Here is a 16597-nt window from a genome sequence, read left to right on the forward strand (position 1 = left end):
TCCGATCAACACCACCGCTGGGCCCGCAGGTTGCACCAACAATCATGGCTGGCCATGGCGTTGGCCAATAGCCCCATCAGGATAAGTTTGTCCCGATTGGAAACTTGTGCTTGACTTGAGAGATCGCGGCGACCTAGCCAATCCGCAGAAAAGACGAAGCGAATCGCAAGAGGGTTCGCACGGGAAAGCCGGGGTTTCGGCAAAAAGGAGGGCTACGATGATCCGTCGCTACGTTTGCTTGCTCGGCTTGCCGGCGCTTTTCGCTTTCCCCGGATCCGTGGCAATCGCACAGAGCGCACCGAGCGCCCAGAACGCGCCGAGCGCCAAGAACGCACGTTTCGATCTTGCGAAGACACAAGCGGTTCTGACCACCCTCATCAAGCGATCGCTCGCCGACAATGGCATTCCGTCGATGTCGATCGCGCTGGTTCGCGACGGCAAGATCGTTTGGACGGCGGCGTTCGGCTACGCCAATATGGCCACCCGCACGCCCGCCACCACCGATACGATCTACAGCACCGGCTCGTCGTTCAAGTCGGTTACCGCGACTGCCCTCATGCAGCTCGCCGAGCAAGGCAAGCTCAGGCTGGATAGCCCGATCAACAATTATCTGGGCGAAGATACGGTGCAGGATCGGCTGCAGAGCGAGAAGCCGGTGACGTTCACCAATCTGCTGTCCATGTGGTCCGGGCTGATCGGCGGCGCGAATACCCAGCCGATCTGGGGCCGGACATTGCCGAAATCCATGGAGGCATTCACCGGCAAGCTCTATTCGATCCGGGCAGCCGAAACGAAGTGGGAATACAATAATTTCGGCTACGGCACGGCGGGTCTTCTGGTGCAGAAGATTTCAGGGGTCGAGTACGAGAAATACGTGGTCGACAATATCCTGAAGCCGATCGGCGTGACGACGCCTCACCCGGTATACCCCTCGGCCGACATGGTCGAGCGGCTGGCGCTGCCATATTTGGCGGGTGGCTCGCATGGCCAGCCTGTGCCGACGGCCCAAGTGCATTTCGACGTGTATCCGGCCGGCGACATATATCTGCGCCCTGCCGACATGGCGCGCTATCTCATCGCGCAACTCAATGGCGGCGTCGTCGACGGTCAGCGGATCCTGTCGGAAGAGTCGGTGCGCGAGATGCACAAGCCGCGCTTTGGCGGCGACTATGGCTTCGGGTTCTGGAGCGTGCGTGATCCGGTCTCCGGCCACACCATGATCCATCATGGCGGGGCCATCCCGGGCCAGCGGGCATTCCTGGTCGGCGATCTCGATGCCAAGGTCGGCCTCTATTACATGACCAATTCCGATTCCCTGCCCGATGAGGCTCCGCCCGCCTGGTCGGATGTGACGGATGCAGCCCTCAAGCTGCTGCGCGGAGAGGATTATACCATCCCGGCGGAACGCAAGGGCATCGCCGTGAACGACAAGCTGCTCGACAGCTATGTCGGTACCTACGACATGGAGCACGGGAGCTTCGTCATCAGCCGCGAAGGTCGCGCCCTCGTCATTCAGCAAAAGGGCAATCCGGGAAAAAGTGAACTGCTCGCGGCAACCCCGGAGCGCTTCTCCCAGCGGGGCAGCAGCCGGACGGTTACCTTCGAAGGCGATGGCGGCAAGATCGACAGGCTCGTCCTGGAGGTCGGCGGCAGACGCATGACGGCGACCCGCGCCAAATAGCTCGGAGCGCTCCACGCAGGACAACGGAGAGCCTGCGGGATGAGCGGCGGCGGTTCTGCATTGCGGCGGAAGTGCACTTGATCCCTTCAAGCGCAAGGAGCCATAACGTCCTTCGATTGAACGCGCTGTCGCCGTAATTCCATCGCTCGATTGTCGCGTTCAAGCGATGTGGGTGACCCACATCATCCAGGCGACGATCAGTGAAGCGCAGCCGATTCCAAGCGCAAATTGGGTCGCGCTTGCGCGCGGAAGGCACCGGCAAATGTCAGCATCGCGCCTGTAAAGACCTGGATCAGCGGAAAGCCGCCCATGCCCGTCTGATTGAGCGCTTCATTGAAGCCATCACTGACGCCGTTCAAATAGACGGCTCAAATTATTCCGCCTTCTTCCCCGCCACCGGATACGAGATAATCAGCGACAGCGGCTCGGCCCCCAACTGCCGGATGCCCACCTGCGCGCCGGCGTAGAGATAGGCGGCCATGCCGGGTTTCAGGCGGTGGGTTTGGCCGTCGGACGTCACGTCACCTTCGCCGGAGAGGACGTAATAGACCTCGTCATGGTCGATCGGGTGGATGCCGATCGCGGCGCCGGGGTGGAGCACGCGGCGGCGGAATTCCATCGTTCTTGGCCGGGGCACGGCATCGGAGATGCGATAGGCGGTGCTCATGCCGATCGCGCCGTGCGGCGGCGGTTCCTGGCGGGCAACATCGCGTTCGTCGATGATCACGGCGGGCGGAGCGCTGGTGGATTGTGCACCGGCGGTCGGCTGGCCAGTGGGCCGCACTCCCATTCCCATGGGCGACAGCAGGAAAAGCGGGAGGAAGGCGGCGATCATCGCCGTATCGCCCGGTCGCGATCCGACAGCACTTCCTGCACCGGGCCGCTGGCACCGGGATAGACGCCGTTTTTCGGCTCCATCGAGGCGAGATCCCAATCCTGTTCCACAAAGGGCGCATGGACGGGCTTCACCACCGGATAGGCGCTGACATCCTTTTCATCATCGATGATCGCACCGCGCCCCTCCGCCACGAAGAACAGCACGCGCAGATCGTCCGCGTCGCGGTCCCACGGCCGGGCGCCGGCGCGGGCGAGCACATGGGTCTCGACGTCGCGCGCGGCCAGCATGTCCAGCCCGACGGGCAGGCCGCCGGGCGGCGGCGCCTTTTCCTCGATCAGCCGCGCGCGCGTCTCGCCATAGCGGCCGAACATCGGCAGCGGCCGGCCGTGGCGATCGACCGCGATATTGTCCCGCCCGTAATAGCGCAGGTCGCCATCGCCGCCGAGCATCAGGAAAGGCAGACCCTCATCGGTGGAGGGGCCGCCGCGCATCACATTGCCGACGGCCGACAGCCGCCCGTCCTGATAGGCATGGCCCGCCCATTCCAGCGCCATCAGGTTGTAATGCACCGCGCGCTTGCCCGGATCGTAGATCAGGTTGTTGACCAGCGCGGCATGCACGCCGCCCTTCAGCAAAGGACTGCGCTCCACATTATGCGCCCAGACATTGCGGTAGAACAGGATGTTGGCGGCATTGTCGTGCACCAGCGATCCCTTGCTGTGCTCGCCCTTGGGATGGCTGGAATCGGCGAGCCCCTCGGCTGCGAGATTGTAGGAGAAGGTGATGTCGTGCGATGCGCCCCTGCGCCATTCGTCCGGCGTGTTACCGGTGAAGCGGGGGCCGCTGGCGGACATGTTCTCGTCCACCCCCCAGGTGAAGGTGCAATGATCGACGATCACATTATAGGCGCCGATCGTGGAGAAACTGTCCGCTTCCCAGCCGCTGCGCTTCGCCTGCCCGTCAGCCCCCGTGCGTACGCGGATATGACGAACGATCACGTCGTGCGTCTTCAGATCGATGCCGCCCTTGATGATGGTGATGCCAGGGGACGGCGCCGTCTGGCCCGCGATGGTGAGATAGGGCTCCGTGATCTCGAGCGAACTGCGGCCGAGATCGATGACGCCCGCCACTTCGAACACCACGATGCGCGGCCCGCGCGCCTCCAGCGCGGCGCGCAGCGTGCCCGGCCCCGATGCCGCCAGGCTGGTGACGCGGATGATCCGGCCGCCGCGCCCGCCCGATGTTTTCGCGCCCCAGCCAACCGCGCCGGGAAAGGCTGTCGCTTGCGATGGCGCAGGGGCGGATGCGGGCAAATCGGCAGCCGCGACGGGGACCACCAGCAGCAATGCGGACAGGAATGCGGGGGTTTTGATCATCGGTCATCCTTCTCCAATCGCCTTCTTGACACGAACGCCATAACTGCACAATATTCTTATGACACCGGTATCTATGACGGAAAATCGTCGGTTGCCGGCTCCACTGGGCGCGTTGCCCACGCGGAAAAACGGGGGAAAACGCCTGAAAAGCGCCCCGGAATGGAGAGATGCAGGCGCGTCGCTTTACGGCGCGAATCGAAAAGACACCGGTGTCAAAACAACCGGTCGACGATAGAAGGGGAAGGTTCGATGAAATCCGCACTGATCGCCAGCCATGTCGCCAGGCTGTTCGCCGCCGCCTCCCTGGGCGTGATCGCCATCGGGCAGGCGCAAGCACAGGCCCAGACGCCGCAAGCCGATGCGCCCGCGCCTGAAAATGAAGACATCATCGTCACCGGCTTTCGCGCATCGCTGAACGCCGCGCTGGATGTGAAACGCGAATCGATCGGCGTGGTCGACGTGATCAAGGCTGAGGACATCGCCGATTTCCCCGACAACAATCTGGCGGAATCGATCCAGCGCATCCCCGGCGTCGCGATCAACCGCGATCAGGGCGAAGGGCGCAACATCTCCGTGCGCGGGCTTGGACCCATCTTCACGCGCGTGCGCATCAACGGGATAGAGGGGCTTTCCACCACCGGCGGTTCGGACGCGTCGGGCGGCGCGAACCGCGGGCGCCAGTTCGATTTCAACACTTTCGCGTCCGAACTGTTCAATTCGATCACGGTGCGCAAGACGGCCTCGGCCGATGTCGAGGAAGGGTCGCTGGGCGCCACCGTCGATCTGCAGACGGCGCGGCCGTTCGATTACAAGGATGATTTCACGCTGGCCGGTTCGGCGGCGGTGGGCCTCAACGATTTCTCCAACGCGGTCGATCCCAAGCTGGCGGGCCTGGTTTCCGCCAAGTTCGCGGACGGGCGGATCGGCGTGCTGCTGTCCGCCGCCTATAGCGAGCGCGGCATTTTCGAGGAGGGGCCGTCGACGGTGCGCTGGGAACGCGGCACCGACAATGGCGGCTTCGCCCCGGCATCGACGTTGCCGACAGGCGCCACCCAGGGTTATGCCTTTTTCGCGCCGCGCATCCCGCGTTACGACAGTTATCGCTACAGCACCAAGCGGCTGGGGCTGACCGGATCGATCCAGTGGCAGCCGAGCGACGCGACGCTGCTGACCTTCGACGCGCTCTATTCCAACTTCAAGTCGAACCGCGCCGAACAATATCTGGAGGCGATCTCGTTCAGCCGTTCGGGCACGGGCAAGCCGCAGACGGTGATCCGGCCGGGCGCGGTGGTGGATGCCACCAACAGCCTGGTGAAGGGGGTGTTCGACAATGTCGATATCCGCGTGGAATCGCGCTATGACGAACTGGAAACCGAATTCCAGCAATATACGCTGTCGCTGCACCAGGAATTTGGGGACCGGCTGCGGCTGGACCTGCTGGGCGGCTATTCCAAATCCGATTTCTCCAACCCGATCCAGACGACGATCGCGCTCGATGCCAACAATGTGCAGGGCTACAGCTTCGATTTCACCAGCGGGCGCAACCCGATCTTCAACTATGGCAATCTGAACGTCGCCAATGCCGGTGCCTGGACTTTGGGCGAGATCCGCCTGCGCCCGCAATATGTGCAGAATGATTTCAAGAACGGTCGCTTCCAGTTCGAATATGACGCGACGGACGCTGTGAAGCTGCGCCTGGGCGGCGATTACAAGAAATACAGCTTCGATTCGCAGGAATATCGCCGCGCGAGCGAAACGGCGGTGCCGGCGCTGGCGCCGGGCCAGCTCGCGGGGCTGACCCGGCTCTATTCGATGAGCCCGGACACGCCGACCAACGGCACGCCATCCAGCTTCATCATCCCCAATCTGGGCGCGTTCGCCGAAGCCTTCGGCATCTATTCGAACAGCGGCATCTATGCGCTGACAGGCACCAACAACAGCAACGCGCAGGGCAATTGGCGCGCGGTGAGCGAGCGCGACATCGGCGGCTATGTGCAGGCGGTGGGCGATTTCGACCTGGGCGGCATGCGGCTGCGCGGCGATGTGGGCGTGCGTTATGTCGACACGCGCCAGCGTTCGGCGGGCTATACCGGCGGCGCGCTGGCCGTGCTCGTCGCCGACGAGCGCAGCTATGGCGAATGGCTGCCCTCGCTGAACCTGAGCCTGGAGCTCAATCGCGACATGATCGTGCGCGGCGCGGTGGCGCGGGTGATGACGCGGCCGAACCTGGGCAACCTCAATCCCACCGGCGCCTTCAGCATTTCCGGCGGCAACCGCACCTACAATATCGGCAATCCGGCGGTGGAGCCGATCATCGCGGTGGATTACGACCTGTCGTTCGAATGGTATTTCGCACGCGAATCCGCGCTGGTCGTCGGGCTGTTCTACAAGGATATCTCCAGCTTCGTCGCCAACACCGCGCAATCGATCCCGTTCAACCAGCTCGGCCTGCCCGATTCCCTCATCACCGGCCCCAACGGCCAGTTGCTGATCCAGCCGACCGACCTGATCACGGTCACCCAGCCGCTGAACAGCAAGGGCGGCACGCTGAAGGGGCTGGAGGTCGGCTTCCAGACGCCGTTCCGCTTCCTGCCCGGCTTCCTGAGCAATCTGGGCGTGCAGGCCAACTACACCTACGTCAAATCGAACATCGAATATCCGCTGTCGACCGCGGCGGGCGCGCCGGTGGTGATCCGGCCGCTGACCGACCTGTCGAAGCACAGCGCCAATGCGACGCTCTATTATGAGGACAAGCGCTTCAGCCTGCGCGGATCGGTCGCCTATCGCAGCGGCTATGTGCAGGCCGGCGGCGTGCCGGGCCGCAACGGCGTGGCGCCGGGTGCGGGGCCGAATTTCAACCCCAATGCCGGCCAGCCGACCTTCAACGACGTGGAGGGTGTGCATTCGACGATCAATGTCGACATGTCCGCATCGCTGAAGGTGACCGAGAATGTCACGCTCACCTTCGAGGCGATCAACCTGACCGACGAATATATCGACCAGTATATCGACAGCGCCGCCGACCGGCTGAGCGTGTATCACCATACCGGCCGGCAATTCTATTTCGGCGCGCGCTTCAAATTCTGAGGGGGGCGACAGCCGGCATGCTCGCGGCTTCGGCAGCGGGCATGCCCCTCACTCCATCATGATCATCGCGATTGCGAGTTGCGTGCTTCACGCTTCGCGCGGCCCGCTATCATCGGCCGGCCGGCAGGTCGCGGGTATAATATTTGCGGCAGAAGCCGGCGCCCTGATAGCGTTCCGCGACGGGATCGCCGCTGGTGAGCCCTTCGATCGCGGAGGCATGGGGATCGGCGCTGTCCTGCGGCTGCCAGCCGATCACTTCGCGTGCATCGCCTTGCCACCATGTCATCCGCCGGTTGTTCGATACGCCCCAGATCGGGATGCAGCCGACCGCTTCCGCCAGCACGCTGCGCTCGACCAGACGAACCAGATCGGGATGCGACAGCCAGGTGGTGAGCATCCGGTCTTCGGTCGGCTGCGGGCGGCTGACGCCGATGCGGACCAGCACGCTTTCGACGCCGTGCTTGTCCCAATAGAGCCGTGCCATCATTTCCCCGTAAGTCTTGGACAGGGCATAATAACCGTCGGGCCGCATCGGGCTGTCCGCCGTCACCGTCACGCCCCGCTCGTAAAAGCCGGCGACATGATGCGAGGATGCGAAGACCACCCGCGCGCCCACCTGCCGCGCCGCTTCGTAGACATGATAGACGCCCCGGATATTGGGGCCGAGCACGGCATCGAAGGGTTCCTCCATCGAGACTCCGCCGAAATGGAGGATGGTCCCGCATCCCTCGGCCAGGCTGCGGATCGCGGCCTCGTCCTCCAGATCGGCAAGCGTGAATGCCGCCCCGTCGGGCAGCGCCGCGAGAAAGGCCAGCCGGTCGGTAAGGCGCAACTGCCAGCCTTGGGCCGACAGGGCCTGGGCAAGCATGGTTCCCAGCGCGCCTGATGCGCCGGTCAGCAGCACCGGCTTCGATGGTCTCTCCGATATTGTCGTCATCCAGCGTCATCCTGGCTTGGGGGGACATCGCAAAAGGCGATCGCGCTCGGGCTCCCGCACTGTGCGACGACTGCCCTGAACGAGAGCCGGCCATCGCCCGGAGCGCATGCGAACGCGGAAATCCGCCCCTCGCCTTCGGACGCGACAAGCAGATCGCCATTCCCGGGATCCGGCATCATGAAGCGCGGGCATGCGCCGTTCGCCGGCACCCACTCCACCGACCGGATCCGCATCGCCGCAGAATCGAAGGCGAACTGGGCGATGCTGTCATGCCCCCGGTTGGAGACGTAGAGGCTGCGTCCATCGGGCGAGATCACGATCGCCGATGCGGTGTTGGCCGCGAACATGTCCGCCGGCAGCGTCGATGCCAGGCAGAGCGGACGGATGCTGCCCGACGCCGCATTCCAGCCGCACAGGACGAGCGAGCACTCGATCTCGTTGACGACGAACAGCACGGGAAGCGTCGGGTGGAAAACGAGATGCCGGGGCCCGGCGCCCGGCCGCATCGCCGCATGACCATCATCGCGCAATCGCAGCCGGCCGCGCGCATCGTCGAATTCGAAAACCAGCACGCGATCGAGCCCCTTGGCGGGCACCAGCAGATAGCGGCCCGACGGATCGAACACGACCTGATGCGGCTGCGCGCTGAACTGCTCGGATCGCGGTCCCGATCCGGCGGGCAGGTCGACATGTTGTGCAACCGCACCCAGCGCGCCGTCGTCCCCCACCGGCAACAGGCTGAGCGATCCGCTGTCATGGTTCGCGACGATCAGGAAACGCCCGCTCGGATCGAGCGCATGATGCACGCCGTTGAGGCCGCCGGTCGATGCATGGTTGATCAGCCTGAGCCTGCCGGCGACGGGATCGATCGCGAAGGCGGACGCATGGCGCCCGTCACCATAGATGCAGAACAAGCGGTTGCGCCGCGCATCGACGCTCAGAAACGACGGATTGTCGAACGCCGCCAGGCCGGGGAGCGCGCGCCATGCCGGGGCGTCGGCATGATAGGCGGAGATGCCCGTCCCGCGCGCCCCGCGATGTTGCGTGGTGAAACATCCCACGAATGCGGTGCGGCGCGGGTGCGATCGGGCAGGCCTCGCCACCTCAGGCCTTGGCCGCCAGATGCTCCTTGAAACGGCGCTTATTGTCCTCATTGGGCGGATAGAGACCGGGCAGGCTGGCGCCGGCGCGGACTTCGCCGAGGATCCAGTCCTCCAGCTTTTCCTGTTCGATCGCGAGATCGGCGATCTCCGCCGCGATCGCCTGGGGCACGACCACCGCGCCGTCGCTGTCGGCGACGATCAGATCGTCGGGGAATATGGCGACGCCGCCGCAGCCGATCGGCTCCTGCCAGTTGACGAAGGTCAGCCCGGCGACCGAAGGCGGCGATGCCACGCCGCTGCACCAGACCGGCAATTCGGTTTCGAGCACGCCGGCGACATCGCGCATCACCCCGTCGGTGACGAGCGCGGTCACCTCGCGCAGCTTGATCCGTTCGCAGAGAATGTCGCCGAAGATGCCGGCATCCTGCACGCCCATCGCATCGACGACGACGATGCAGCCCGCCGGCATCGCCTCGATCGCGGCGCGCGTGGAGATCGGCGATCCCCAGGATTCGGGCGTGGCGAGATCCTCGCGCGCCGGCACGAACCTGAGCGTGAACGCCGGCCCCACCAGCCTGCCCTGGCCGGGCTTCAGCGGCATCGCGCCGCGCAGCCAGACGTTGCGCAGGCCCTTCTTCAGAAGCACCGTCGTCAGCGTCGCGGTGGAAATGGTCGCGAGTTTCTCGATCACGGCCGTCATGTCTGTCTTGCTCATAAGCTGTTCCATCTGCTGATCGTCAAACCGTGGGGATCAGGCCGCCATCGACGCGGAGCGTGGTGCCGGTGACATAGGCGGCACGCTCGCTGGCCAGGAAGGCGACGCCATTGCCGAACTCTTCCGGGCGACCGTAACGGCCCAGCGGGATCGACGCCTCGCTTTCCGCCGAAACCTCGCCGACCGAGCGGCCTTCCCGACTGGCCTTGGCCTCGTCCAGTTGCGTGATCCGCGCGGTGGCGATCCGGCCGGGCACGATGATGTTCGCGGTGATGCCGTCGGCGCCGACCTCGCGCGCCAGCGTCTTGGACCAGCCGAGCAGCGACATGCGCAAGGTGTTGGACATGCCGAGATTGGGGATCGGCGCGACGACGCCCGACGAGGTGCTGGTGATGATGCGCCCCCATTTGCGCTGGCGCATGCCGGGCAGGACGCGATCGGTGATCGCGATCACCGACAGGATCATCGCCTGGAATTGCCGCGCCCATGTGGCGGGATCCTGATGCGAGACCGGCGTCGGCGGCGGACCGCCGGTGATGTTGACCAGGATATCGACGGGGCCGAGCCGGCTTTCGATCGCGGACACATTGCCCTCGATGGCCGAAAGGTCCGCCAGATCCCATTGCAGGCCAAGGCTCTCGCCACCCATCGCAGCGATCTCCGCCTCAGTCGCGGCGGCCGCGTCGGCATTGATATCGGCGACCGCCACCCTGGCGCCTTCCTGCGCCAGGATGATCGCGGTGGCGCGGCCCAGGCCACCCCCGCCGCCAAGCACGAGCGCCGTCCTGCCGCTGATCCCCAAATCCATGTCCGATCCCTTTCCTGTGTCTGGTCGCGCGGCGTTATCGCCAACCCTCGCTGTCGAAGCGCGCGATGCTCTTTTCGTCGAACCGGTATCCCAGGCCCGGTTCCTCGGGCAGCGCCAGGCCGCCATCGCGGATCTCGAGCTGGCGATCGATCAGTTCGCGGAAATTGAGGACCTTCGCATCGGGGAAGAATTCGACGAACTGGCCATTGGGCGAGGATGCGACCAGATGGATATGCAGATCGTGGAACCAGTGGGGGCACATCGTCACGCCATGGGCGTCTGCAAGCGCCGCGATCTTGCGGAACTCGGAAATGCCGCCGCACACCGCCGCATCGGTCTGCAGGATCGCCGCGGCATCCTTGTCGAGCAATTCCTTGAAGCGCCAGCGCCCGGCCTCGATCTCGCCGGTCGCGACCGGAACATGGGTGAACGCGGCAAGCTTCGCGTGATTGTCGATCTGGTCCGGGCCGAAAGGCTCCTCGATCCAGTATGGATCATAGGGTTCGTAGCGTTCGAGGAAACGCAGCGCGGTGGGAACGTCCGCCCAGGCATTGTTCGCATCGAGCATCAGCAGCACATCGGGCCCGATCGCGTCGCGCGCGGCGGCGATACGCGCCTCCTCCGACCTCAGATCGCCGCGGCCAACCTTCATCTTCACCGCGTTCAGGCCGAGCGCGACATAGCTCGCCATTTCCTCGCCCAGCATTTCCGGCGATTTGCCGTCGAGATAATAGCCGCCGCTGGCATAGGCCGGGACGCTGCCCTCGAACGCGGCGCCGAGATAGCGATAGAGCGGCAGGTTGGCGGCGCGGGCATTGCAATCCCACAGCGCGATATCGACGATGCTGAGCGCGCGCATCACCGATCCCGCGCGGCCGTGCAGCAGCACTTCCTGATACATCTGCTTCCACAACAGCTCGGTTGCCGTCGTATCCCGGCCGATCAGCATCGGCGCGAGCAGTTCGCGCACCGCGACCGCCACGACGGCGCCGCCCGCATGGCCGGCATAGCAATGGCCGATGCCCTCCACCCCGTCTTCGGTCCGGATCCGGACCAGGCAATAGTCGCGGCCATGGACCTGCCGCTGCGCGAATGCGGTGGGCTGGCCAAGCGGCATGCGGACGGCGCGCGCTTCGACGGACGTGATTTTCATGTCTATTTCCCCGGATTGCTGGCGCGGGCCGTCGCAGCATCCGATGCGCTGCGACGGTTCGCGATATGGCTGTTCATCGGACGGGCGCGCGCGCCCCTCCCCGCTTCGTCAGGCGGCTTCGGCGACGCCGATCGGCTTGTCGCCCTTTGCCCAGAGGCGGTACATCAACCGCGTATATTTCTTGTCGTCGTACAGCGTGCCGGTGTGCAGCGTGCAGCGGTTGTCCCACACCAGCACGTCGCCGACGCGCCATTTGTGGCGGTAGACGAACCTGTCCTGCGTCACGAATTTGACGATGTCCTCCAGCAGCTCCAGCCCTTCCGGATTGGGCATGCCGATGACTTCCTTCACCGTGCCCGTGCTGACCCACAGGGCGCGGCGCTCGTTGCGGGGATGGACGCGCACCAACGGGTGGATCACATCGGGATTGTCCGCGATCAATTCGGGCGTATGCGCCTTGCGGCCCAGCTCGCGCGTTTCCATGAAATGCAGATAGCTGTGATGCAGCGACAGTGAATCGTAGAAGCGCCGGCGATCCTCCGGCAGTTCGTCATAAGCGGCGCAAAGATCGGCCAGAAGCGTATCCGATCCTTCGGGCGGAACCTCCACGCCATAGAGCATCGTGCACATCACCGGATTTTCGCGGAAGGAATAATCGGTGTGCCAGCCGACCCCGTCATTATGCGCGCCGACCGGTTTCCCATCGACCACCTTGTTCGACAGAAGATAGATTTGCGGATGCTCGGGCATCGTGAATTGCGTGATCGTATGCCCTTCGGGCTCGTTGAAGCGGGAGATGAAACGGATCAGGTCGTCCGGCTCGAGCTGCTGGTCGCGCAGCAGCACGGCGCCCCGCAGGTTGAAGACCTCCACCACCGCATCGAGAGTCTCGTCCGAACTCCGGGCGAGATTCACATCGAGGATTTCCGCACCGAAGCCCGGCTTGAGCTCTGCTGTTTCCAATCCCGCAACTATCACCATGTTTCTCCCGACGACTTTCAACGACAGTTGAACCGACCTAATCCCCCGATGATTTCACGTCTTGTCGAGGGGTGTCGGCGGAATTGACCATTTGTCCTTGGCGACGATTTCAGGCGGGATTGCGCAGGACTGTGCCTGTATTCCCGGCCTGGGGCGCAGCGGCATCACCGCCTGTGGCCGCGAAGACCGGCATGCGCATCAGCCAGACGGGCAAGGCCAGGACCAGCATGACGCCGCCCAGGCCATAGAATATCGGCGTGAAGCTTCCCCAGCGATCGGCGACAAGGCCGGCGACCAGCGGCCCCGCGGCCGAAAGCGTCGTCGCCAGCCAGACGCCGGACAGGATGCGCGGCCCAACGGTGCGGCCGAAATAGCGGATCAGCAGCACCGGACCCGCGACATAGGTGAAGCCCCAGCCCGCGCCGAAGGCGATCGCGGCGAGCAGCTGCACGGCGGGCGACGCGGCGAAGGCGAACAGGATATTCCCGATCATTTGCAGCAACAGCCCGACGGCGGCGATGGTTTCTGGCCTGATCTTCTCGCAGGCCCAGCCCGCCGCCGCCTTCACGAAGGTGGCGACCAGCCCCAATATGCCGAAGATGAAAGCCGCGCTGGTGGGGGTCGCGCCGTGATCGACGAGATGGCGGATCACCATGCTCGACAATGTCAGCACGCATGCCATCGTTCCCGTCATGGCGGCCGCGACCAAAATGAACTGGCGGGTCATCATCGCCTGGCGCGGCGTCCATGATTGCGCGTCCGGCGTGCCCGCGGCCGCGTTCTGCTTGCTGCCCGCCGCCGCATCGCTCGCTCTGTCGCGGACCAGCAGCAGGCAGATCACGCCGAGCAGGCCGGCGACGACCGCCATCGCCGTCCAGTGGCCGCGCCACCCGAGTTCCTTTACGATCCAGTCGACGATCGGCGGACCGAAGGCCGCGCCCAGTGCGCCGAACATGAAATAGAAGCCGATGGCGCGCGACGAATATTTTTCGAACCAGCCCGCGATCAGATAGACGCCAGGCACCGTTCCGCTGAACGAAAATCCCGCGCCGATCATGGTCATCGCGATGTAGAAGCTCACCAGCGTATCGCCGTTGGCGCAGAGCCAGAAGCCTGCGGCCAGCACGATGGAGCCGATGCACAAGGTTGCACGGCTGCCGAACTTTCTGATCGTGAGCGCGGGCAAGGGACTCATCAATCCGCAGGCAAGGCCGAGGAAGACGAAGCTCGAGCCCGCCGCCGTCTGCGACCAGCTCAATTCGGCGACCATCTTGAACAGGACGACGCCCAGCGTCTGGAATGTCGCCAGGTTCAGGAAGAAGAACATCAGCGAAACGCAGAGAAACGCCGCCCAGCCCGGCAGGGGCGGTTGCGATCTCACGTCGGAATCGGCCAGATCCGTCACACTCATTCCCCTCCGGATTGTTGTTGTCTCATCGATGCGACCCGGTGGTCGTCATGATCGTCACGGCGCGCGGCCGCGCGTCGCGCTCAGGTTGCGCACACGTCAAAAGGGATCGCCGGGTTCGACGACATCATCGGCCTGCGCACCGGCGGCGCGCCGATATTCGCGGGGCGACATGCCATATTGATTGCGGAACGCGCGGCTGAAATGCGCGGAATCGTTGAAGCCCCAGCGAAAGCAGATTTCGGAGATCGACAGCCGCATCCGCATCGGGCTGCCCAGATCCAGCCGGCACCGCTCGAGCCTGCGCACGCGGACATAATGGCCGAACGTATCGCCCGCCGATGCGAACAGCTTCTGGATATAGCGCGGCGAGGCATGGGCCTTGTCGGCCAGCCGCCGCAGCGAAAGATCGGCATCCGGCAACAGGGTTTCGATCATCTGGCAGATGCGATGGAGATAGGGCGACATCGCGCCCGCCTCGCCATTGCCGTTCTCGCTCACCACCGCCAGGCTGGCCGCGAGAAGCTCGGTCAGCGCCAGCTCCACCGGGCGCAGATCGTCCGCCGACAGATCGGGCAAGGCGTCGGCGGTCGAGCGCAGGAAGCCGGACAGAATGCCCGAAACGCCCAGCCCCGCCTCCAGCCGGCCGATCTGCAGCCCGCGCACCGACACCAGCCGATGATCGAGCGCCACGCGCGGCGCGCTGACGAAGAGGATCCGGCACGCCGTGTGCAGCGCCAGCGTCGCTGTTCGCCCCGTCGGCCCATAGGCCATGTCGCCGATCGCCATCGCCAGACTGTCTTCGCCGTCCTGGATCGTGGCTTCGCCGCTCAGCAAGACCGCCAGCCAGATCGCGGCGGGAAGATCGGTGCGCCGCCCGCTGATCGTCTGGGCGTCCGCATCGATCAGCGCGAACTCGATGCCGAGCGGCGACGTCAGGCACGTCACCGATGCTTCGGGTGGGTCCCGGTCTTCAAGCTCCCCCACCGGCAAGCCGAGCCGGCTCATCGCATCTCGCCAGGCCGTGGCCCGTTCGAGCGGGGGATAGGAATCGGTGCTGAATCGCCAAGCCTCCACTGATTTTCAAACCTCTCCTGCTTCGTCGGCTGTTTGCCTCACGATATATTTCGGCGCGCTCGCGATCGACAAGCCGCCAGACCCCGATGATTACGCCCCCTGTTCGCCCCGCGCCTTCAGCGCCTGCCACGCGGCGAGATATCGCAGGATCAGCCAGCGGTTGAACTGCGATTGCGCACCTTCCTGCCATGAATAGCGGCCGCGCGTGGCGAAGCGCGACCGCAGCCCCTGCTGCACCAGCTCGTCGACATGCATGTCCTGCGCGATGATCTTGCGCGAGGACGTCATGATCATTTCCAGCCGATGCTCGAACGCGGGATCCTTGCTGGCGCCGGGCGCCACCAGAAAACCGGTATCCTGCTCCATCGTCTCCGCGCCGTCGGGGCGAAGGATCAGATAGATGACGAGATCGCTGGTCATCACCAGCGACAATGTGGGCGGCACATTGGCGAAGGTCATGCGGCCACGATCCTCCGCGACCAGATCGGGGAAGATCGGCAGCACCGCGCGCTGCGTGGGATTGAAGCTCGCATCGGGATGAAGCGTGCCGTTGAAGCGCAGGAAACCCGCATCGGCCGGATCGGAGTCCGGAAAGACCGCGCGCTCGCTGGGCACGAAATTGTGCAACGGCCCCTGGTGAAGCCGGCTGGCGTGATAACCGTCATTGTTGTTTTCGAACATCACCTTCCAGTTCCACGGGAACTGCCCGGTGAAGGGCGTCAGCGTCTCCGCCTCGTCGAGGCGGTAATTGGCGATCGCCTTGCCGACTTCAGCCAGCCTCGGCGCCAGCGGCGCGGCATCGCGATCGAAATTGATGAAGATGAAGCCGAACCAGATCTCGACCTTGAAGACCGGCAGGCCGGCGGACGATTTCTCGAAATCGCAGGTCCGGCCCATCGCCGGCGCGCCGACCAGATCGCCGTTCAGCCCATAGGTCCAGTGATGATAGGGGCAGACGAAGCTGCGCGCATTGCCCGCCCCTTCGGCCACGAGCATGGCCCGGTGCTGGCAGACCGCCGACATGGCATGGATCACCCCGGCGCGATCGCGCGCGACGATGATCGGCTCGCCGATGATCCGCGTCGTGAAATAATCGCCGGGCTTCGCGACCTGCGCCTCGCGGCCGACACACAGCCATTCGTGATTGAACAGCGCTTCCTGTTCGAACCGATAGAAAGCGTCATCGGTATAGCAGGCCGGAGGCAGCGTGTTGGCCTTCTCGAGCGCCACGTTCGAACTCCCGAGAGACTCGAAGAATGCGTCGCTGAGCACGTCTGAATTCACGTCCACCCCCAAATACTGTCCTTATGCGGATGTGAATTTAGGGAGCATCGCGGAGAACGGTCTTGCTTCCAGATGCACGGCAATACTGCGCGAACCGACCTGCGGGCAGGAATCCACGGCGCCACGCCGATAACCGTAGAAATACAGTC

Annotated in this window: 14 protein-coding genes; 2 read left to right on the forward strand and 12 right to left on the reverse strand. The window is 64.5% G+C overall.

Annotated features, from left to right (window positions below):
- Positions 1-217: 217 nt before the first annotated feature.
- Positions 218-1681, forward strand: coding sequence for a serine hydrolase (locus tag K7G82_RS17870; protein ID WP_222991264.1), 1464 nt, complete (start codon positions 218-220; stop codon positions 1679-1681).
- A gap of 197 nt (positions 1682-1878) precedes the next feature.
- Here the strand turns inward: K7G82_RS17870 and K7G82_RS17875 are convergent, their stop codons facing one another.
- The 3 genes from K7G82_RS17875 to K7G82_RS17885 are packed head-to-tail and all read right to left on the reverse strand — an operon-like array spanning position 1879 to position 3895.
- The gene (locus K7G82_RS17875) at positions 1879-2040 is read right to left on the reverse strand and encodes a hypothetical protein (protein WP_222991265.1); all 162 of its coding nucleotides are present in this window, start codon (positions 2038-2040) and stop codon (positions 1879-1881) included.
- Positions 2041-2054: 14 nt separating this feature from the next.
- Positions 2055-2471 carry a cupin domain-containing protein gene (locus tag K7G82_RS17880; protein WP_222991456.1) on the reverse strand — a complete coding sequence of 139 codons (417 nt, stop codon included), beginning with the start codon at positions 2469-2471 and terminating at the stop codon, positions 2055-2057.
- A 41-nt stretch (positions 2472-2512) separates the two neighbouring features.
- Positions 2513-3895, reverse strand: coding sequence for a pectate lyase family protein (locus K7G82_RS17885; RefSeq protein ID WP_222991266.1), 1383 nt, complete (start codon positions 3893-3895; stop codon positions 2513-2515).
- A gap of 249 nt (positions 3896-4144) precedes the next feature.
- Here K7G82_RS17885 and K7G82_RS17890 point away from each other — a divergent pair, with 249 nt between their 5' ends.
- Positions 4145-6982, forward strand: a complete 2838-nt coding sequence (locus K7G82_RS17890) for a TonB-dependent receptor (RefSeq protein WP_222991267.1) — start codon at positions 4145-4147, stop codon at positions 6980-6982.
- A gap of 109 nt (positions 6983-7091) precedes the next feature.
- On the opposite strand, the gene K7G82_RS17895 is transcribed toward K7G82_RS17890, so the two are convergent.
- The 9 genes from K7G82_RS17895 to K7G82_RS17935 form a co-directional block, all read right to left on the reverse strand.
- A complete protein-coding gene (locus K7G82_RS17895; RefSeq protein ID WP_222991268.1) occupies positions 7092-7919 on the reverse strand; it encodes an NAD-dependent epimerase/dehydratase family protein in 828 nt (275 codons plus the stop codon).
- A complete protein-coding gene (locus K7G82_RS17900; RefSeq protein WP_222991269.1) occupies positions 7916-9022 on the reverse strand; it encodes a lactonase family protein in 1107 nt (368 codons plus the stop codon). Before K7G82_RS17900 ends, K7G82_RS17895 begins: the two co-directional genes overlap by 4 nt.
- Position 9023: 1 nt before the next feature.
- On the reverse strand, positions 9024-9737 hold the full coding sequence (locus tag K7G82_RS17905) for a ribonuclease activity regulator RraA (RefSeq protein ID WP_222991270.1): 714 nt from the start codon (positions 9735-9737) through the stop codon (positions 9024-9026).
- Positions 9738-9759: 22 nt separating this feature from the next.
- Complete coding sequence (locus K7G82_RS17910; protein WP_222991271.1) at positions 9760-10545, reverse strand: SDR family oxidoreductase; 786 nt, start codon at positions 10543-10545, stop codon at positions 9760-9762.
- Positions 10546-10579: 34 nt separating this feature from the next.
- On the reverse strand, positions 10580-11698 hold the full coding sequence (locus K7G82_RS17915) for a mandelate racemase/muconate lactonizing enzyme family protein (protein WP_222991272.1): 1119 nt from the start codon (positions 11696-11698) through the stop codon (positions 10580-10582).
- Between the two features lie 108 nt (positions 11699-11806).
- Complete coding sequence (locus K7G82_RS17920) at positions 11807-12679, reverse strand: TauD/TfdA dioxygenase family protein (RefSeq protein WP_222991273.1); 873 nt, start codon at positions 12677-12679, stop codon at positions 11807-11809.
- Between the two features lie 109 nt (positions 12680-12788).
- Entirely contained in the window at positions 12789-14090 is a 1302-nt protein-coding gene (locus tag K7G82_RS17925; protein ID WP_222991274.1) for an MFS transporter, read from the reverse strand.
- 96 nt (positions 14091-14186) lie between these two features.
- Positions 14187-15095: a helix-turn-helix domain-containing protein gene (locus tag K7G82_RS17930; protein WP_222991275.1), complete on the reverse strand. Its 909-nt coding sequence runs from the start codon at positions 15093-15095 to the stop codon at positions 14187-14189.
- Between the two features lie 159 nt (positions 15096-15254).
- Positions 15255-16394 carry an aromatic ring-hydroxylating oxygenase subunit alpha gene (locus tag K7G82_RS17935; RefSeq protein WP_343228601.1) on the reverse strand — a complete coding sequence of 380 codons (1140 nt, stop codon included), beginning with the start codon at positions 16392-16394 and terminating at the stop codon, positions 15255-15257.
- Between the last annotated feature and the right edge of the window lie 203 nt (positions 16395-16597).

The sequence above is a fragment of the Sphingomonas colocasiae genome (assembly GCF_019880585.1).
In the GTDB taxonomy this organism is placed as follows: Bacteria; Pseudomonadota; Alphaproteobacteria; order Sphingomonadales; family Sphingomonadaceae; genus Sphingobium_A; species Sphingobium_A colocasiae.